Below are 18232 nucleotides of genomic sequence, written 5' to 3' on the forward strand. Positions count from 1 at the left end.
CCAGGGTGGTCAACGTCGGAACGGCGACATAGGTGTAGCTCAGTCCGTTGCTGGTGCCGCCGGGGGCGGTGACAGTCACCGAAGTAGCGTCTGTGCCCGCCGGGGCGACCGCCGTGATCTGGGTGCTGGAGTCGACGGTGAACGACGTCGCCGCCGTGGCCCCGAAGCGCACGGCCGTGGCACCGGTGAATCCGGTGCCGGTGAGGACGACCGACGTTCCGCCGGCCGATGTCCCGGACGTCGGGGCCACCGACGACAGGGTGGGGGCCACGTTGTAGGTGTAGGTCCGTCCGTTGCTGGTGCCGCCCGGGGTGGTGACCGTGACCGTCACCGTGCCCGTTCCCGCCGGCGCGGTGGCGGTGATCTGGGTGGCCGAGTCGAGGATGAACGGCACCGCGGTGGCGCCGAATCGGACGGCGGTGGCGCCGGTGAATCCGGTGCCGGTCAGGACGATCGACGTCCCGCCGGCGGTGCTCCCCGAGGTCGGGGCGATGGCGGTCAGGACCGGGACGGCGACATAGGTGTAGGTGAGCCCGTTGTTGGTGCCGCCCGCGGCGGTGACGCTGACACCCACCGTGCCCGCCGCGCCCCCGGCGGGCACGACCACCGTCAACTCCCTGTCGCTGACGATGTTCGGGACCGCGGTGCCGGTGCCGAAGTGGACGGCGGTGGCCGTGGACAGGCCGCTGCCGGTCAGGGTGATCGTATTGCCGCCCGAGATGGCCCCCGCGACCGCGGACAGCGCGGATTTGGACGGCAGTCCGACGTAGTAGAACGAGATCGGGTTGCTGGTGCCACCGGTGGTGGTGACCGTCACCGGGACAGCCCCCGCGCCCGAAGGCGTGACGGCGGTGACCGAGGTGGGCGTATTGGCCGTGATGGCGGCGGTCTTCGTGCCGAAGCGCACGACTGTCGCGCCACCGAGATTCGTGCCGGTGATGGTGACGACGGTCCCGCCACCGGTCGGCCCCTGGGTGGGTGAGATGGGCACGGTGCTGCCTCCTTGTCGTGACCGGGATGGCGGGCGAACCGAATCCGGTTGTCGCGCCGGGTGTTCGGACGTCGAGCCGTCGCGGAGAGGGTCAGATGGCGGGTGGGGCGAGTCGGGTGTAGACGGCGGCGGTACTCGTGCCGCCCGGGGTGACGACGGTGACGTCGACGGGCCCGGCGGGCCCCGTGGGCGCGTTGGCGACGATCTGGGTGTCGGCGATGACGGTGAACGCCGCGGGCGTCGTGCCGAACAGCACCGAGGTGGCCTGGGCGAGGTTGGTGCCCGTGATCGTCACCGCGGCGCCGCCGGAGAGCGGACCGGTGTTCGGAGTCAGCCCCGTGATCGTGGACACGTTCACGTAGGTGTATGCGACTTCGTTGCTCGTGCCGCCCGGCGTGGTCGCCGAAACGCCCACGGTGCCCGCGCTTCCCGCGGGCGCGACCGCGGTGACCTGGGTGGCCGACACCACCGTGAACGACGTCGCGGGCGCCGTGCCGAAGCGGACCGCGGTCGTCCCCGACAGGCCGGATCCGGTGAGCGTCACCGTGGTTCCGCCCGCCAGCGGCCCGGAACCCGGGGCGATGCCGGTCAACGCGGGGATATCGCGGTAGAAGAAGGATTTCGCCAGGCTCGCGGCGCCGCCCGGGGTGACGACCGTGACGTCGACGGCGCCGGCGGCTCCCGGCGGTGTGACGGCGGTGATCCGGGTGGCGGACACGACCGTGAACGAGGCGGCCGGGGTGGCGCCGAAACGCACCGCGGTGGCCCCCGTGAAACCGGTGCCGGTGAGCGTCACCGTGGTTCCGCCGGCCAGCGGGCCCGACGTCGGGCTCACCGTGCTCAGCACCGGACCGACCACGTAGGAATAGGCGACGCCGTTGGTGGTTCCGCCACCCGTGGTCACGGTGATCTGCACCGTGCCGGTGCCCGCGGGCGAGATGGCGGTGATCTGGGTGGGCGAGACGACGGTGAACGAACTGGCCGCGGTGGTGCCGAAGCGCACCGCGGTGGCTCCCGCGAGGTTCAGGCCGGTGAGCGTGACGGCGGACCCGCCCGTGGTGGGTCCGCGGTCCGGACTCACACCCGTCAACGAGGGCGTTCCGGCGTAGAAGTACGGGACGCCCGCGCTGACGCCCTCGGGAGTGACGACCGTGACCTGGACCGTGCCGGTGCCCGCGGGCGCGATGGCGGTGATCTGCGTCGTGGAGTCGATGGTGAACGTCGTCGCGACGCCGCCGAACAACACGGCCGCGGGGCCGAAGAACCCGGTGCCGGTGATGATCACACTGTTGTTGCCCGCGGGCGGACCCGAGGGCGGGTTCAGGGAGGTGATGGTGGGGGGCATGAGACCTCCTTCGAGATCGCCCCACAGTTCGAATCCGACTGTGGGGCCGGGGATGTCGGGGCAGTCTGCGGTGGGGACGGATATCCGACCCCGGCCGGGCAAGCCGGGTGGCCTGCCCGCCCGGGGCGGTGCGAGGACAGTCGACGGGGCGGGTGACGACCCGTCGAGCGTCAGATACCCGGTCCGGCGACGTAGGTGAACGCGTCGGCCGCGGTGACGCTGCCACCACTGGTGGTGACCACGATGTCGACGGCCCCGGCGGCTCCCGGCGGAGTGACGGCGGTGACCGACGAATCGGAGGTGACCGAGAACGGCGCCGGGACACCGTCGAAGGTCACCGACTGCGTGGTGGTGAGCCCGGTGCCCGGGATCGTCACCGCGGTGCCGCCCGAGGCGGGCCCGGCCGCCGGCGACGGCGTACCGACGGTCGGCGTGTCGATGTAGGTGTAGGACAGCCCGTTGTTGGTGCCGCCCGCCGTGGTGACGCTGACACCGACCGGACCGGCCGCCGCGCCCGCGGGCACGACCACCGTCAACTCGCTGTCACTGACCACGGTGGGCACCGCGGATTCGGCGCCGAAGCTCACCGCGGTGGCGGTGGACAACCCGGTACCGGTCAGGGTGATCGTGTTCCCGCCCGCGATCGCCCCGGACACCGCGGACAGCGCGGACTTGAACGGAGCGCCGACGTAGAAGAACGAGAGGGGATTGCTGGTCCCTCCCGGCGTGGTCACCGTCACCGGCACGACACCGGAGCCCGACGGCGAGGTGACGGTGACCGAGGTCGGCGTATTGGCCGTGATGGCAGCGTTTTTCGTGCCGAAGCGCACGGCGGTGGCGCCGCCGAGGTTCGTACCGGTGATGGTGACCACGGTCCCGCCACCGGTCGATCCCTGATTGGGGGAAATAGGCATGACACAGCTCCTGGGTCGATGTTGACTCGGGACGAAGGCCCGAATTCTTCAGTGCGGTCCGCCCTTCCATTAACGACCCGGGATATGTTGTCGGGCAACACTTCAGCGATCCGTTTTGGTCCGTTTTCAGACCGCGCGGGCGGCACGGCGGCCCTGCGGCGGGGTCACCGGGAGCGTGGTGAATCTGCGTTCGGCCCGCAGGAGCATGCGTTCGCGTTCGCTCGGCGTCTTCGCGGTGACGTCGTCGAAGTTCAACCAGAGAGATCGCCGACGCCGATCTCGGCGAAGGTGCCCTTGAACAAGATCTTGGTCAGTGGGTCGCGATACCACCAGCGGTAGGCCCGGTCCGGTGTGGTTTCCTCGCGCACCCGCCGTGCCGACACGATCACGCTCACCGACGCGGGCGCCGACCTGGTGCGCCGCGGCGATGCCTGTTGGGAACTCACCCGCCGGACCACGTCGCCGCACATGGCGCCCGGCGACATCACCGCCGCGCTACGCCTGCTGCCTTCGATGGTCGAAGGCCCTGACCTCGACCTCCGCGCCCTCGGTAGGCGAACTCGCAGACGCGACCGTCCACAGGGCAGGCGGTCGATGTCGAGCCGGTGCATGACCGCCAAGCCGAAGAATATGGCTCCCACCACTATCAGGATCGGGAACATGAAGACGCTCGCGACCGCCTTCCCGACGCCCGCAGCGGCCACGTGGTCGGGTATGAGTAGCGTGAGTTCGGAACCGTTCGCGCGGCCCCGGTGGCGACGAGCTGGGACCGCGCGAAGCGTTGTCATCTTCTCGTGCGGACGCCGGCACCGATCGCGCTCAGCACCAGGAATGTCGCGCCGAAGACGAAGATCAGCACAATTCCGTCGGTGTCGGCGTCGGCGCCGCACCGGGGTGCGAAGGCCGCGAGCACGATCGCCACGGCCGCGAGGGCGCTGAGCAGGCCGTCGAAGACGAATCTCGGTTGCCAGACGGCCAGTAATCCGAGCGGCATGGCCATCAGGATCAGCAAACCGAGGGCGGCGGGTCCGCCGGAGCCGGCGGTGCCCCAGGCGGTCGCCGCCGTGACCAGTTCGATCGCGCCGAACCATCGCAGTCCGAATTTCAGCGTGAACTGCCCGCTCGTCACGGCGGCGAACACTCCTATTCCCGCCAGCACGAGCAACAGCGCGAACACCGCGTACCGAAGCGCGTCCGGTGCGGTGTCGCACGCTGTGCCGCGCAGGAATTCGGCCGATGCCGACAGGCAGGCCAGTAGGCCGACCGTCGAGTAGAACAGGTCGGCGACCGTCGAGAGGTAGCTCGCCCGCGCCAACACCGCGGCGGCGATCCCGACGAATATCGCGAAGATCGCGACGGAGGCGGTGTCGACGCCGGGTGCGGCGGACGCCATCTGTCCGAACGCGACCGCGGCGACCATGCCGTCCGCGAACGGCACCAACCGTGACGGCGTGTCGTTCGCGCTCACCGGGATCCGCCGTCTTCGCGGACCGCGCCGACCAGCGCGGGGCGGATGGTCTCGCCGAGGCGGCTGTAACCCCGGCGGAGCACGGCCACGATGGGCAACGGTCCGGCCGAATCGCCCCGCACGGACCGTATCTCGTGCGCGTGCGGGTCCAGCGGTTCACCGACGCGGCCGATCGGATGGACCCCGCAGTTCTCCAGGTGGAAATCGATCTGCACGGTCACGGCCATACTCCGAATCGATCGCTGACAAGTGATGTCGCGGTCGTAATCGACTGTGCCGCGGACGATTCACACTATGGCAGTGATCGGTGTCGACGCGCTGTCCCTCATTCGGACGACAATCCGCCGAGGACGAACGCGCCGGTTGTCCGGAATGGCCGGGGAGAGTGCTACATACCCATTCCGCCGTCGACCGCGAGGCCGGCGCCGGTGATGAATTTCGCGGCGTCGGAGACGAGGAAGACCACGGCGTCGGCCATGTCGTCCACCTGTCCGAGCCTGCCCAGCGGGGTCAGTTCGGCGACCGCCTGCGCCGCGGCCTCCGGGGAGGGGAACAGGCCGAGCGCGGCGGTCTCGACGGCGAGTTTGTTGCCCATCGCGGTCGGGGTGAGGGCCGGATAGATGCAGTTGACGCGCACGCCGTACCCGAGTTTGCCCGATTCGGCGGCCGCGACGCGGGTCAACCGGTCGATGCCGGATTTGGTGGCGGAGTACACGCTGATTCCGGGGAAGGCGATGGTGGCGGCGACCGAGGCGACGTTCACCACCGCGCCTCCGTTGCCCGCCGCACCGCCGGGGCGCATCGCGCGGAACGCGTGCTTGATCCCCAACGCGGTGCCGACCACGTTGACCTCGAGCATCCGTGTCGCGGCGGCGGCGTCGAGATCGACCAGCAGTTCGGTCACCTCGATGCCGGCGTTGTTGACGACGATGTCGAGCCCGCCGAGCGAGGCCACCGTGTCCGCCACCGCCGCCTCCCACGCGGCGTCGTCGGTGACGTCGAGGGTGACGAATTCGGCCGTGGCGCCGCGGGCGCGCAACGCCTCGACCTGCTCGCGTCCGCCGTCGACGTTCACGTCGCCGACGGCGACGGCGGCTCCCGCGGCCGCGAGCGCTTCGGCCATCCCGGCTCCGAGACCTTGTGCGCCGCCGGTGATCAGGGCCGTGCGTCCGGTCAGGTCGTAACTCGTCACAGTAGGAGCCTCTCGTGAACCGCGTACCCGGACCCCGGCGACCGCGCCGCCGGGGTGTGTCGCAGACCACGGTAGAGAATGTTCAGGACGCGGGCGGGGTGATCGGCTCGAAGCGCGCGACCAACCCTCGCCCTGGGAGTCGACCGTGACCTTCGACGGTCGTGATCTGTCACCGAAATCGGTTGCGCGGCGATGGACTCCGGTGGACCGACTGTCTCAGCCGGGTCGGCGGGCGATCGCGTACAGCTCGCGCGCGGGGCCGGTGAGCCGCTGCCCGGCGGGCCACACCGCGCGCAGCGTGCGTTGCAGGTCGAGTCCCTCGACTTCGGGGGAGACCAGCGCTCCCGAGGCGATCTCCGCCGCGACCGCCAGCGAACTCAGCACCGCGGGCGCCACTCCCGCCGCCACCGCGGTCTTGATCGCTGTGGTGGAGGACAATTCGGAGGCGACCACCGGAACGCGACCGGGTAGCCCGCGAGAGATGGCGTACTCGAACCAGGTTCGCGTCCCCGAGCCCGGTTCGCGCTGCACGAGAGCAGTTTCCGCCAGCTCGTCCGCGCCGACGCGGGCGCGCCGGGCCCAAGGATGTCCGGGCGCGACGACGACCACCAACCGATCCCGCGTCACCGTGTGACTCTCCAATCCGGGGAAACGCCGTGGACTCTCCACGAACCCGATCCCCGCCCGTCCGTCGAGCACCGCGCCCGCCACGTCTACAGAGTTGCCCGACTCCAGGGCGAGGGCGACGTCCGGCGCCGCGGCTCGCAGAGCCATCAGCCACCCCGGGAACAGGTACTCGGCGACGGTCTGGCTCGCGGCCACGCGCAGTCGGGAACTCCGCTCGGCGCGCAACGTGTCGATCCCGGCGTCCAACCGGCCCGCCGCGTCCACCACGGCGCGCGCCCATTCGACGATCAGCGCGCCCGCCCGCGTCGGCCGTGATCCGAGCGTGGTGCGTTCGAGCACCGGCGCCCCGACCAGTTTCTCCAGGTAGCGCAGCCGGGACGAGGCGGAGGGCTGACTGATGCCGTGCGCCTGCGCGGCGCGCCCGATACTGCCCAACTCGACCACCGAGACCAGCAGGTCGAGGGCGGCCAGATCGGGGACCCGGGGCGACAGGGGCATAGAACCACTCTATGCATTCATAGGCGACGCACCGCTACCCGCCCCGTCGGGCGCGTCGGAAGCTGGACCCATGACCGCAACCATGTCGTGGACGGCGCGCCCCGAACGCCTGCGTCACCTCGGGCCGAACTGGTTCGCCGCGGTGATGGGCACCGGAATGCTCGCCAACGCCGCCGCGACCCTGCCCGGCCTGTCGCACACCCTGCACCGCGCCGCCGTCGCGCTGTGGGTGACGGCCGCGCTGGCGCTGGTCGGACTCGCCACGGCCTGGACCGCGCACCACCTGCGATATCCCGAGCAGGCGCGCGCTCACCGAGCGCATCCCGTCATGACGCATTTCGTCGGCGCGGTGCCGATGGCCCCGGTCACCGTCGCCGCCGGGACGCTGCTGCTGGGTCCGCCGATCCTCGGCGCGACGCCCGCCGTCGTCCTCGCGTGGCTGCTGTGGTCGGTGGGCACCGTCCTGGGCCTTGCCACCGCGATCGCAGTTCCCTACCGGATGTTCACGGGTCCGGGCGCCGCGCCCGACGCGGCTTTCGGCGGATGGCTCATGCCGGTGGTGCCCCCGATGGTCTCGGCCGCCTTCGGCGCGCTGCTCCTCCCGCACACCCCCGCCGGACAGCCGCGACTGACGTTGCTGGTGCTGTGCTGCGCGATGTTCGGGCTGAGCCTGATCGCGGCCTCGATCGTTCTCGTGATGATCTGGTCGCGGCTGGTCCACCACGGCCCGCCGCCCTCGGACACGGTAGCGACGCTGTGGATCGCGCTCGGACCGCTCGGGCAGTCGGTCACCGCCGCCGGACTGCTCGCCGACGCGAGTCGGACGATCCTGCCCGCCGGCGACGTCGACGACCTGATCGGACTCGCCACCGTCCTCGGAGTCGCCGTGTGGGGTTTCGCGATGCTGTGGCTGACGCTCGCCGCGGCGGTGACCCTGCGCGCCGCCCGCGCCGGCGACCTGCGGTTCAACCTGACCTGGTGGGGCTTCACCTTCCCCGTCGGCACCTGCGTCACCGGCAGCACCGTCTTGTTCACCCACACCGGCGCGTACCTGTTCGCCGTCGCGGCGGTGCTCCTGTACGCGCTGCTGGCCGCCGCCTGGACGGTCACCGCCGCCTGCACGGTGCGCGGCCTGCTCGACGGAACACTGCCGACCGCCCTCGCGGCGATCCCGCCGCCCGAGATCGGCGGGGCGCGGGAAGAGATCGGTCGGCGCGCAGAGGCCGTCACCCGTGCCGCCTAGACCGACCGTGCGCCACTGGCCGCAAATGTGCGGCACGCACCGTATTCGATTCACCGAGGAGTCAGCAGATCCTCGAAGGCGGCCACCGTGACGAGTTCCCGGGCGCGGATCGCGAATGCCGGGTCCACCGTGATCAGCGCGTCCGCTTGCAGTCGGGCTACGGCCAGATATTCGGCGTCTTCGAGGGTGTCCCAATCGTTGCGGACGGCGAGTTGCCATGCGGCGCGCCGCGAGACCCGGTCGCCGAGTAATCGCATCTTGGTCTCGGTGACCCGCTCGTGGGCTTCGAGGGCGGCCTTCTCGGTGCGCTTGCCCGCGCGAACATCGTCCAGCAGCAGTTGCAGCACCTGCGATCGAATCGCGTTCGGCGCGACCAGTCGATGACTCGGGTCGACGGTCAGTCCGGCGTCGACGAGATGGAGCAGTGTGACGGCGTCGATCACGTAGCGAGCCATGCGCCGAGACTAGTCGGGCAATGACCGTACCGGTGGACAAGTTGTGGTCCATTCACGACTATTCAGGCAGAGATGAGCAGCCGGACCATGTCGTAGGTTGCTGTCGGTTCCCAGCGGAGTGAAAGGTGCAGCGATGCCGAAGATCGTCGTGTTCGGAGCGACCGGTTACACGGGGCGTCTGGTCGCCGAGGTCTTGGTCGCCGGCGGCGCGGCCCCGGTACTCGCGGCGCGAAACCCCGACGCGCTCGCGAAACTCGCGGCCGATCTCGGCGGCACCGATACCGCGGTGGCCGACGTGACCGACCCGGGTTCGGTGCGCGCGCTCCTCGACCGGGGCGACGTACTGGTGACGACGGTCGGCCCGTTCCTGCGCTACGGCGGACCCGCGCTCGACGCGGCGCTGGACGCGGGCGCCCACTACCTCGACTCCACCGGCGAAGGACCGTTCATCCGTCGAGTCTTCGAGCGGGACGCCGCGGCCCGCGAGGCGGGTGTGGCGCTGATCACCGCGTTCGGCTTCGACTATGTCCCCGGCAATCTGGCAGCCGCCCTGGCCTTGCGGGACGCGCCCGAGGCGGTGCGCGTCGAGGTCGGCTACTTCCTCGACGGCGTCGGCACCAGCGGCGGCACCCGCGCCTCGATGGCCGGGATCATGTTCGAGGACGGGTTCGCCCTGCGCGAGGGCCGGGTGATCGTCGAACGCACCGCCGCCAGGGTTCGCCGGTTCGAGGTGGCCGGAAAATCGCAGACCGGTGTGTCGATTCCCGGGTCCGAACACCTCACTCTCGCCCGAATCCATCCCGGACTCCGAACGACCGGGGTCTACCTGGGGCTGCCCGCGGTCGCGGCGCGGACGATCCAGGCGGGCTCCCGCGTGAGCGGCGCGATCGGGCGTGGCGGCCGAACGGATCGGTTCGGCAAGGCCGCCGTGCACCGCTTGATGAAGGGCTCCAGCGGGGGGCCACGCCCAGAAGTCCGTGCCGGGGCGCGGACTTCGGTCGTCGCGGAGGTCTTCGACGCCGCCGAGAATCCGCTCGGGTCGGTGTCGTTGGCGGGCGGGGATCCCTACGACTTCACCGCGCGGATGCTGGCGTGGGGCGCGCGGACCACCCTCGCGGGCGGTCCGCGCGATGTCGGCGCGCTCGGTCCGGTCGAGGCATTCGGCCTGGACGAGGTGCACGCCGCGGCGGGACTGCGCGGGTAGCCGTTCGGCTCAGGTGAGCAGCAACCCGCCGTCGACGTGCAGATCGTGACCGTTCATGCCGGTGTTGCGGAGCAGGAAATCGGTCGCGTCCACGATCTCGGCCATGGTGACGGCCCGTCCGAGGGGCGCCTTCGCGACGTGCGGCGGTTCGGGGACGTCGCGCCAGCGGGGGCTGTCGCCCACCACCGCCGGGTGCACGGCGTTGATCCGGTGCGGGGCGATCTCGATGGCGAGGGTCCGCGTAAGTCCGCTGATGCCGGCGTTGAAGGTGGTCACCATCGTGGATCCGGGGTACGGGCGCTCCTTGGCGAGCCCGCCGAAGAGCACCACCGCCGCGCCCGGGGTGAAGCGATCGCGCAGCGCGCGCACCGTCTCGGCGAAGCCCACCAATTTCACGGTGACGGCCTGCACCGCCTGCGCGGTGTCGAATCCGGCGAGGGTGATCGGGATTCCGGGACTGGCGGTGAGGACGAGGTTGTCCACTTCGGTGACCGCGGCGAACGCGGCGGCGATGGTGTCGGGGTGGGCGAGATCGACGGCCAGCGGATGGGTGTCGCGGCCGATGTCGGCGGCGGCGTTCTCGGCGCGGGCGAGGTCGCGACTGGTGAGGAATACCGTGTCGCCGCGTTCGGCGAAGTGGCGGGCCAAGGCGTGGCCGATGCCGTTGCTCCCGCCGACGATTACCGAGGTCGTCACTGAGAGGGCTCCTTCGTGGTGGTGGTTCGCGGTGCGTCGCGGGCGGCGCGCCCGCGGCCGAGGACCGGACGGATCGAGGGGAACTGTATCGATGCGGCGTCGAACCCGCCGGCCGTGGAGCGGAACCGCGGCGTACCGACGAGACGTTGACCTGAACTATGGTTGGGGTTCTAGCGTGGTCGCCATGAGCATCCGACCTGTTCTCCATGATCTGTCCGCCGAGTCCGAGGCGTCCGCGCAGGCGCGCGCGCTCGCGCACGTCCTGCAAACCGGACTCGACGCCGCCGACGCCGACCGCTACGACAGTCGCTTCGCCGCCGACATCCTCTGGGGCAGCCCGAAGGGCGCGACCGTGTCCGGTTACGACTCGCTCAACGCGATCCACCGTGAACTCATGAGCGCCCGCGTCGCGCCGCGCTCGCGATTCGAGGTGGTCAGCGCGCGGACGCCCGCGCCCGGTGTGGTCGTGACGCAGATCCGCAGGCGTGCGCTCGACCCCGAGGGATTCTCGGAGCTGGCGATGTACGTCCTGGTCGAGCGGGAAGGACGCTGGTGGTTGGCCGCCGCCCAGAACACGCCCGTCGCCCGGTGACCGAGGCGGGCGACGGGAAGTATGGAGAAGACCCGAATACCGGTTCACTTTCCGCTATCGTGCGGTAGCAGGGCGACCGCTGCGTGCCGCGCCGGAAATCTCGGCGGGTGACGGAGCGGCTGCCTTCGCCTGTGAACAGTCGAATACCGACTGTTCTGTTTCGCAGAGGAGCCGCGCATGTACCCCGGCGCACACGTCGACCGATTTCCCGACAAACCAGCGGTCATCATCGCCGAAACCGGCGAGATACTGACCTATCGGGAGCTCGAGGAGAACTCGATCCGCCTGTCCCGGCATCTGCGTGACGCCGGTCTGCGCCGAGGCGATCACGTCGCGCTGCTGTCGGTGAACGACGCGCGGGTCTACGAGGTCTACTGGGCTGCGCTGCGAACCGGGCTTTACATCACGGCGGTCAACCGGCATCTCTCGCCCGCCGAGATCAGCTATATCGTCAACGATTGCGGGGCCAAGGCGCTGATCGTGTCGGCCGAATTGGCCGACTCCGCCGAGCAGATCCGCACCCGGACGCCTGCGGTCGACCTCCGCCTCGCCTTCGGCGGCCCGGTGGCGGGATATGAGTCCTACGAGAAGGCGCTGGCCGCCGCGTCCCCGGAACCGCCCGCGGATCAACCGCGCGGCACCGACATGCTCTACTCCTCCGGCACGACCGGCAGGCCCAAGGGCATCAAGCTGCCCCTGTCGGACCGGCAGGTCGGCGACGCCCCCGGCGACACCTACACCGCGCTGTTCGGACCGCTCTACGGATTCGACACCGAGACCGTCTACCTGTCGCCCGCCCCGCTCTACCACGCCGCGCCGCTGCGCTACGGCGGTGTGGTCCACGCCCTCGGCGGCACGCTCGTCGTCATGGAGAAGTTCGACGCCGAGCAGGCGTTGGCCGCGATCGAGCGGTACCGGGTCACTCACAGCCAGTGGGTGCCGACGATGTTCGTCCGCATGCTCAAACTCGACGAATCCGTGCGCACCCGCTACGACGTGTCGACCATGAAGGTGGCCGTGCACGCGGCCGCGCCATGCCCGGTCGAGGTCAAACGCGCCATGATCGACTGGTGGGGCCCGGTCCTGCACGAGTACTACGCCTCCACCGAGGCCAACGGCGCGACCTTCATCAACCCGGAACAGTGGTTGCGCAAGCCGGGATCGGTCGGCCCCGCGCTGCTCGGCACGATCAGGATCTGCGGCTCGGACGGTGCGGAACTCCCCGCGGGCGAAATCGGGACCGTGTACTTCGAGCGCGACGAACTGCCCTTCGCCTACCACAACGATCCGGCCAAGACCGCCGAGGCCGCCCACCCCGAGCACCCCACGTGGACCACCACCGGCGATATCGGCTACGTGGACGACGAGGGCTTCCTGTTCCTCACCGACCGCAAAGCCTTCATGATCATCTCCGGCGGCGTGAACATCTACCCGCAGGAGGTCGAGGACGCCCTCGCCCTGCATCCGAAGGTGCTCGACGTCGCGGTGATCGGCCTCCCCGACGAGGAGATGGGCGAATCGGTCAAGGCCGTCGTGCAACCCGCGCCCGGCGTCGAGCCGAGCGGGGAACTCGCCGACGAACTGCGCGACTACCTACGTGACCGCATCGCCCACTACAAGGTTCCGAGAAGTTTCGACTTCGACGACGATCTGCCGCGGACGCCCACGGGCAAACTCGTGAAAGGCAAACTCCGCCAACGCTATCTGTGAGCGAGCTGGGCCGCCCGTGACTGTCGCGGGCGGCCCGCGTTACTGGTGTCGGACGACGAGTTCCAGCGCGATGCCGTCCGGATCGCGGAACTCGAGGATCGACATGACTCCGAGATTCTTGATGCCTTCGTGGCCGATTCCGTTGGCGTCGAGCAGGGCGACGGCGTCCTCGAGCGCGGCGCGGTCGGCCACCTGGAAGGCGAGATGGTCCAGGCCGGTGCGGTTCTCGTCGAATTCGTCGGCGCCGACGGGCCGCAATCCGAGCAGTTGTGTCTCACCCACCCGATAGAGCACGCCGCCGAAGAGGAACCAGAGTTGTTCGCGGGTGGCCTCGTCCGCGTCGGGCGGCAGTTCCAGGTAGACCGGCCAGCCGAAGACCAGATCGTAGAACGCTCGGGAACGGTCGATATCGGACACGGTGAGCCGGAGGTGGTCGACGGCGGCGGTGGCGATGGGCACGCCCGCGATCGTGCCACATCGGCGCGGCGCTCAGTCCATGCGGAAGTCGGCGAAATCGAATCCGGGGGAGACCACGCAGCTGACCAGCACGTATTCGGATCCGGCGGGCCGGGCGGCCTGACTGACGCCGCCCGGGACGACGGCTTGGGGGCGCTGCCCGCGTTCGATATCGGGACCCAGGACGATCTCCTCGCCGCCGATGTCGAGTAGCAGCGGCCCGCCCCGGTGCCACAGCCACAACTCGTCCGAGGCCACCGTGTGCGGGGCGGATCGCTCGCCGGGCAGCAGCAGGAAGTAGATGGCCGTCGCGGTCGACCGCGGTCCCGGGTATCCCTCGGGCGTGAATTCGACCGCGCCGCGCCAGGTCTCGCGATACCAGCCGCCTTCCGGGTGTGGTGCGAGGTCGAGCGCGGCGGCCAGGGCGGGGCGATCGTCGGTCACGGTTCCACCGTAGTCGCACGCGGGCGACGCGGTCGCGCGTGGCGACACGGTTCGTCTGTTGACCCCATGTACCGAATATGGGTACATTGTTGCCCGCTCCTGGATGGAACCTGGCAGTCGATAGGACGCACCCCGTCGTGAAGGGGGCCGCCGCCGGTTCACTCGCGCTGGCCGCCCTGGCCGGCGGCATCCCGGGTCTCACCCGCGCCGACGCCGCTCCCGCCGCGCGCCGGGTCGCGGTGCTCGGCGGCGGCGTCGCCGGCCTGACCGCCGCGCACGAACTGGCCGAACGCGGATTCGAGGTCACCGTCTACGACCGCAAAGGGTGGGGCGGCAAAGCCCGCAGCATGGACACACCCTTCCTCGGCGTGGACGGACGCGCGCCGCTGCCGGGCGAACACGGTTACCGATTCTTCCCCGGCTTCTTCGCGGCGCTGCCGGACACGATGCGCCGAATCCCGTACCCGGGCAACGCGAAAGGCACCTTCGACAACCTGGTGCCCGCGCTCGCCCTCACCGGCGCGCTGAACGCCCCCGACATCACCTTGCCCTTCGCCCTCGATTTCGACGCGATCGGACTCGCACTGGAACCGCGCAAAGCGGTCAAGACCCTGCTGGCCGGGCTCACCTGGTTGCCGCGACTGCCGCTGGCCGACCTGACCGTGCTGGTGCGACGCCTGCTGGTCTTCCTCACCAGTTGCGACGAACGTCGCTACGGCCAGTGGGAACACCAGTCGTTCAAGGACTTCGTGAAGATGGACGGCACGGACCCCAACTATCAACTGCTGATCTCCACCTTCACCCGCACCCTGGTCGCCGCCAAAGAGGACATCGCCGGCGCCCGCAGCATCTGCGGTCTGGCCGAGTCGTTCCTGCTCAACATCATCAACCGCGGCAACGACAACCGATTCCCCGACTCGGTGCTCGACGGCCCCAGCAACGAGGTCTGGATCGATCCGTGGATCGCCTGCCTGCGCGGCCTCGGCGTCCGCTTCGAACTCGGCACCGAAGTCCGGTCGCTGAGCGTGGCCGGCGGTGTCATCGACGGCGCCACGGTGGAATTCGCCGGGGGCGGGACCCGCGCGGTGGCGGCGGACTGGTACGTCCTGGCCGTGCCGCCCGAACGCGCGGCGGGTCTGCTCGGCCCCGACATCCTGGAACTGGCGCCGGAACTCGCCGGGATCGCCGACATCGACCTCGACTGGATGAACGGCGTCCAGTTCTTCCTCGGTCGGGAGCGACCGATCGGACAGGGGCACATCGGCTTCATCGAAACCCCGTGGCGGCTGTCGGGCATCCACCAGAACCAGTTCTGGAAACGCGAGATCGCCGACGGATACGGTGACGGGAAAGTCGCCGACATCCTGTCGGTCTGCGTCGCCGACTGGGACGCGCCGGGCCTGCGGAACACCAAGCGGGCCAGGGACTGTCGCCCCGAGGAGGTCGCCGCGGAGGTCTGGCACCAGATCATGCTGTCGCAGCAGGGCGAACCCCTGACCGACCGACTCGGCGACCAGGACGTGCTCGGCTGGTTCCTCGACCCCGCCATCCGCTGGGACGGCGCCGTCAACGGCAACGACCACCCGCTGACCATCAACTCCGCGGGAAGCTGGGACCTGCGGCCGGGCGCGGCGACCGCGATCCCGAACCTTTTCCTGGCCGGCGACTACACCCGCAACAACATCGATCTCGCCTGCATGGAAGGGGCCAACGAAGGCGGCAGAACCGCCCGCAACGCCCTCCTGACCGCCGCCGGATCCGACGCCGGCCCGGCCCGCCTGTGGCCGAAACTCACCCTGCGCGAATTCGACGGCGCGCGGGCGATGGATCTGGCCCGCTGGCGCGCGGGGCAACCCAACCTCCTCGACCTGCCCGGCTAGGGGGCCCGATCGGCCTCACGACCGATGGGCCGCCGGGGGTGGATCGGCGGACCACCGATCGGGCCGCGTGGCCGAGACGGGGGAATGAGGGTCCGCTTACTCCGCGGCCGGCGAACGCGGGGCCTAGACTGGTTGCGCATCGGACTCGGTTCGCGTCCGGTGACGGTGAGGTTGGAGGGGATACATGGTGTCTGACACTCGCGAGATTCGACAGGAGTCGGTGGTCGCGCCGACCGAACCCGCAGGACATCCGGAACTGCGCGTGTTGCCGGAATGGCCCCGCGACACCATCGCGGTCCTGGTGACCGCCGCCCCCGTGCTGCACGCCATTCCCGTGTCGTGGCCCTTGCGCGCGGGCGACAAGCGAGTCCTGTTGAGCCTGCGGCACAATCGTGGCTCGCTGGCACGGTTGCGGGAGAGTGCGGAGGTGGTGTTGGTGATCCTCGGCGGCGGCAACGTGGCCCTGTCGGCGCGCGGCACCGCGCGCGTGCTGGCCGAGCCGATGCCGGGTGCCGAGGACTACGTCGCCGTCGCGATCGACATCGAGGTCATCGACGACCATCGACAGGGCGCGTTCCTGGTCGACGCGGGCATCACGCGCACGGTGGTCGACGAGTCCGAATTCCAGTACCTGGAAGCACGTTTCGCCACCCTGCGAGAAATGGCGCGCGAGACGGAATAGGAACCCTCCGTGTTCGGGCCGCGAGTGGGATGCGGCCCGGGATCGAATCCCGAGCCGATTCGGCCTTGAATCACCAACTCGAGATCATCGCGGCGGCGGTCACCCGACTCCGGGCCGCCGACACCGCCTGGTCGAAGCGGACACTGCGAATGCTCAACTGGAATATCCAGCAGGGCGGCGACGGGAACAATCCGCTCGGCATCGGCCAGGGCAACCAGAAACACGATATGAAGGAAATCGCCAGGCGCATCCTGGACGGCAAGGTCGATGTCGCGACATTGCAGGAAGTCTTCCGTGACGGCGCGGAGGAATTGGGGCGTCAACTCAACGCGTTGGCGCCGCCCGGTGAGACGTGGGAGGTCCACTTCGGCCCGGCCTCGGAGCGGACCCAGTTCTATCGGCCGTGGGGCAGTGACGACTTCGGGAACGTGGTGCTCGTGCGCACCGGTGACGGCCTGAGCACCGGCGAGGTCTCGGTGACCGACCTCGGTCCCGGCGACGAACCGCGCGCGGCGACCAGTGTTCGGGTCGAGGTCGACTGAGGACTACCAGGCCGGAAGCGTCACCTCGACGTTCTGGCCGTCGTGGTCGGATTCCTCCCGGTCCCAGCGTTCGGCGGCGGAGGTGCCCACGCCCCGGGGCAGGACGTGGTCGATCGGCTGATGACTCGCCGACGTGCCGCCGAGGCCGTCGTCGATCCGGCCCGCGTCGACGGCGAACCCCTGGTCGCCGAAGGCCCGGATCTCCTGCGCCGACGGGCTGTCACCGTTGGCGGAGGCGTTGAAGTCGCCGCCGATCACGATATTCCCCAACGGACCGGTGCCGAAGAGTTGACGCAGGCGGGCGATCTGCGCGGCCTGCTCGGCGCTGTGGTCGCCGCCGTTGCTCAGATGGGTGCTGACGATGTCGAGACCCCGGCCGTTGAGCTCCAGGAATCCTTCGGCGTTGTCGAGATCCATCGACCCGTAGAGCGTGACCGCCAGATCCAACTGTTCGGCATCGGCTTCCACGGTGCCGGCGAACGCCGCCATCGCCGCTTTCACCGCCGGGAACGCCGACCACTCGTGGGTGCTGAGCAACTGTTTGCCCGCGGTGGTGTTCCCGAAGATCTCCTCCGCGCCCAGACTGGAAGTGGGCGGCCCCGGCGCGGTGTCGGACAGAATGCTCACGCCGTGATCGAGCGCGCTCAACGCCCGCCGGACCTCACCCGCCAAACCGCGCAACTCTGTCAGATCGACTCCGATTTTCATCCGCCAAGGTTAACGACGTGCGCGGTGACCGAACGATCCCGAAAAACTGAGGGCTTCCGCCGGTTTCGCTGTTCGCGCACCATGGCATATGTGCCTCGCGACGGCCCGATCGCGGGTGAAGATCATTGCGAATGACCCAGTTTTTCGGGTGTAACAATGCGCCCCGTTCTCCGCTGGCGTTATAGGCGCTCGGGTCCATCCGGGCGTTCGGCGGCTACACCGGATCGGGGATCCGAGATGAAGACGATCGCTGTGGCCTTGTCGGTGGTCGGCATCGTTCTGATGTTCAGTTGGCACCTACTCGGGGGGCTGGTCGTCCTCGCGGCCGGACTGTGGTTCGGTTTCGTGGCGCTCGGGCAGGCCCAGGACGAGTTCGAGTACGGTCCGGTCGGTGGTCACGACGACCGCTGGGACGCGGGCAATGGCGGTGTGAGTCCGTCCGGACAGAGCGAGGGTGCGCGCTGCGGCGGCGGTGACGTCGTCGGTGGGAGCGGTTGCGGCGGCGGTTCCGGCGGCGACAGCGGCGGAAGCGATTGCGGCGGTGGCAGTAGTTGTGGCGGAGGAGGAGGCTGCGGGAGCGGCGGC

Annotated in this window: 21 protein-coding genes and 1 pseudogene; 8 read left to right on the top strand and 14 right to left on the bottom strand. The window is 69.8% G+C overall.

What is annotated here, in order from left to right:
• From ON30_RS29315 to ON30_RS29350, 9 genes are all read right to left on the bottom strand, one after another.
• Positions 1-991, bottom strand: a 991-nt coding sequence (locus tag ON30_RS29315; protein ID WP_040712596.1) for an IPT/TIG domain-containing protein, incomplete at its 3' end; no start/stop codon positions are given.
• 91 nt (positions 992-1082) lie between these two features.
• Positions 1083-2336, bottom strand: a complete 1254-nt coding sequence (locus ON30_RS29320; protein ID WP_083911771.1) for an IPT/TIG domain-containing protein — start codon at positions 2334-2336, stop codon at positions 1083-1085.
• A gap of 170 nt (positions 2337-2506) precedes the next feature.
• A complete protein-coding gene (locus tag ON30_RS29325; protein WP_040712597.1) occupies positions 2507-3250 on the bottom strand; it encodes an IPT/TIG domain-containing protein in 744 nt (247 codons plus the stop codon).
• A gap of 126 nt (positions 3251-3376) precedes the next feature.
• Positions 3377-3505 (bottom strand): hypothetical protein, encoded by a 129-nt coding sequence (locus tag ON30_RS41855; protein WP_281004763.1) that lies wholly within the window; start codon positions 3503-3505, stop codon positions 3377-3379.
• Positions 3502-3645, bottom strand: coding sequence for a hypothetical protein (locus ON30_RS39625; protein WP_157183919.1), 144 nt, complete (start codon positions 3643-3645; stop codon positions 3502-3504). The genes ON30_RS41855 and ON30_RS39625 overlap by 4 nt, the downstream gene beginning before the upstream one ends.
• 389 nt (positions 3646-4034) lie before the next feature.
• Entirely contained in the window at positions 4035-4718 is a 684-nt protein-coding gene (locus tag ON30_RS29335) for a hypothetical protein (protein WP_040712600.1), read from the bottom strand.
• Positions 4715-4939 (bottom strand): nucleotide exchange factor GrpE, encoded by a 225-nt coding sequence (gene grpE / locus ON30_RS29340; RefSeq protein WP_157183920.1) that lies wholly within the window; start codon positions 4937-4939, stop codon positions 4715-4717. The genes ON30_RS29335 and grpE overlap by 4 nt, the downstream gene beginning before the upstream one ends.
• Before the next feature lie 167 nt (positions 4940-5106).
• A complete protein-coding gene (locus ON30_RS29345) occupies positions 5107-5910 on the bottom strand; it encodes an SDR family NAD(P)-dependent oxidoreductase (protein ID WP_040712601.1) in 804 nt (267 codons plus the stop codon).
• 216 nt (positions 5911-6126) lie between these two features.
• Positions 6127-7035, bottom strand: coding sequence for a LysR family transcriptional regulator (locus ON30_RS29350; protein ID WP_040712603.1), 909 nt, complete (start codon positions 7033-7035; stop codon positions 6127-6129).
• A gap of 70 nt (positions 7036-7105) precedes the next feature.
• Between ON30_RS29350 and ON30_RS29355 the strand changes: the two genes are divergently transcribed.
• Entirely contained in the window at positions 7106-8278 is a 1173-nt protein-coding gene (locus ON30_RS29355; protein WP_051030127.1) for a TDT family transporter, read from the top strand.
• A gap of 50 nt (positions 8279-8328) precedes the next feature.
• On the opposite strand, the gene ON30_RS29360 is transcribed toward ON30_RS29355, so the two are convergent.
• Positions 8329-8733, bottom strand: a complete 405-nt coding sequence (locus ON30_RS29360) for a hypothetical protein (RefSeq protein WP_040712607.1) — start codon at positions 8731-8733, stop codon at positions 8329-8331.
• Positions 8734-8866: 133 nt separating this feature from the next.
• Here ON30_RS29360 and ON30_RS29365 point away from each other — a divergent pair, with 133 nt between their 5' ends.
• Positions 8867-9937, top strand: coding sequence for a saccharopine dehydrogenase family protein (locus tag ON30_RS29365; RefSeq protein ID WP_040712608.1), 1071 nt, complete (start codon positions 8867-8869; stop codon positions 9935-9937).
• A gap of 9 nt (positions 9938-9946) precedes the next feature.
• Here ON30_RS29365 and ON30_RS29370 read toward each other — a convergent pair whose 3' ends face one another.
• Positions 9947-10633 carry an SDR family NAD(P)-dependent oxidoreductase gene (locus ON30_RS29370; protein WP_040712610.1) on the bottom strand — a complete coding sequence of 229 codons (687 nt, stop codon included), beginning with the start codon at positions 10631-10633 and terminating at the stop codon, positions 9947-9949.
• 184 nt (positions 10634-10817) lie between these two features.
• On the opposite strand from ON30_RS29370, the gene ON30_RS29375 reads away from it, so the two are divergent.
• Both ON30_RS29375 and ON30_RS29380 read left to right on the top strand, forming a co-directional pair.
• Positions 10818-11225, top strand: a complete 408-nt coding sequence (locus ON30_RS29375; protein ID WP_040712624.1) for an SgcJ/EcaC family oxidoreductase — start codon at positions 10818-10820, stop codon at positions 11223-11225.
• A gap of 177 nt (positions 11226-11402) precedes the next feature.
• Positions 11403-12935 carry an acyl-CoA synthetase gene (locus ON30_RS29380; RefSeq protein ID WP_040712612.1) on the top strand — a complete coding sequence of 511 codons (1533 nt, stop codon included), beginning with the start codon at positions 11403-11405 and terminating at the stop codon, positions 12933-12935.
• Positions 12936-12974: 39 nt separating this feature from the next.
• On the opposite strand, the gene ON30_RS29385 is transcribed toward ON30_RS29380, so the two are convergent.
• Together ON30_RS29385 and ON30_RS29390 are read right to left on the bottom strand one after the other, a co-directional pair.
• Positions 12975-13394 carry a VOC family protein gene (locus ON30_RS29385; RefSeq protein WP_040712613.1) on the bottom strand — a complete coding sequence of 140 codons (420 nt, stop codon included), beginning with the start codon at positions 13392-13394 and terminating at the stop codon, positions 12975-12977.
• A 30-nt stretch (positions 13395-13424) separates the two neighbouring features.
• Complete coding sequence (locus ON30_RS29390) at positions 13425-13835, bottom strand: cupin domain-containing protein (protein ID WP_040712626.1); 411 nt, start codon at positions 13833-13835, stop codon at positions 13425-13427.
• A gap of 137 nt (positions 13836-13972) precedes the next feature.
• Here ON30_RS29390 and ON30_RS29395 point away from each other — a divergent pair, with 137 nt between their 5' ends.
• From ON30_RS29395 to ON30_RS29405, 3 genes are all read left to right on the top strand, one after another.
• Positions 13973-15715, top strand: a complete 1743-nt coding sequence (locus ON30_RS29395; RefSeq protein ID WP_051030128.1) for a hydroxysqualene dehydroxylase — start codon at positions 13973-13975, stop codon at positions 15713-15715.
• A 184-nt stretch (positions 15716-15899) separates the two neighbouring features.
• Positions 15900-16397 carry a hypothetical protein gene (locus tag ON30_RS29400; RefSeq protein WP_245554278.1) on the top strand — a complete coding sequence of 166 codons (498 nt, stop codon included), beginning with the start codon at positions 15900-15902 and terminating at the stop codon, positions 16395-16397.
• Positions 16398-16462: 65 nt separating this feature from the next.
• Positions 16463-16939, top strand: a complete 477-nt coding sequence (locus ON30_RS29405) for a hypothetical protein (RefSeq protein ID WP_157183921.1) — start codon at positions 16463-16465, stop codon at positions 16937-16939.
• 3 nt (positions 16940-16942) lie between these two features.
• Here ON30_RS29405 and ON30_RS29410 read toward each other — a convergent pair whose 3' ends face one another.
• On the bottom strand, positions 16943-17647 hold the full coding sequence (locus ON30_RS29410; RefSeq protein WP_040712616.1) for an endonuclease/exonuclease/phosphatase family protein: 705 nt from the start codon (positions 17645-17647) through the stop codon (positions 16943-16945).
• A 237-nt stretch (positions 17648-17884) separates the two neighbouring features.
• Here ON30_RS29410 and ON30_RS40535 point away from each other — a divergent pair.
• A pseudogene (locus ON30_RS40535) lies at positions 17885-18232 on the top strand (hypothetical protein); the annotation flags it as partial.

The organism is Nocardia takedensis NBRC 100417, from assembly GCF_000308695.1.
Lineage (GTDB): Bacteria > Actinomycetota > Actinomycetes > Mycobacteriales > Mycobacteriaceae > Nocardia > Nocardia takedensis.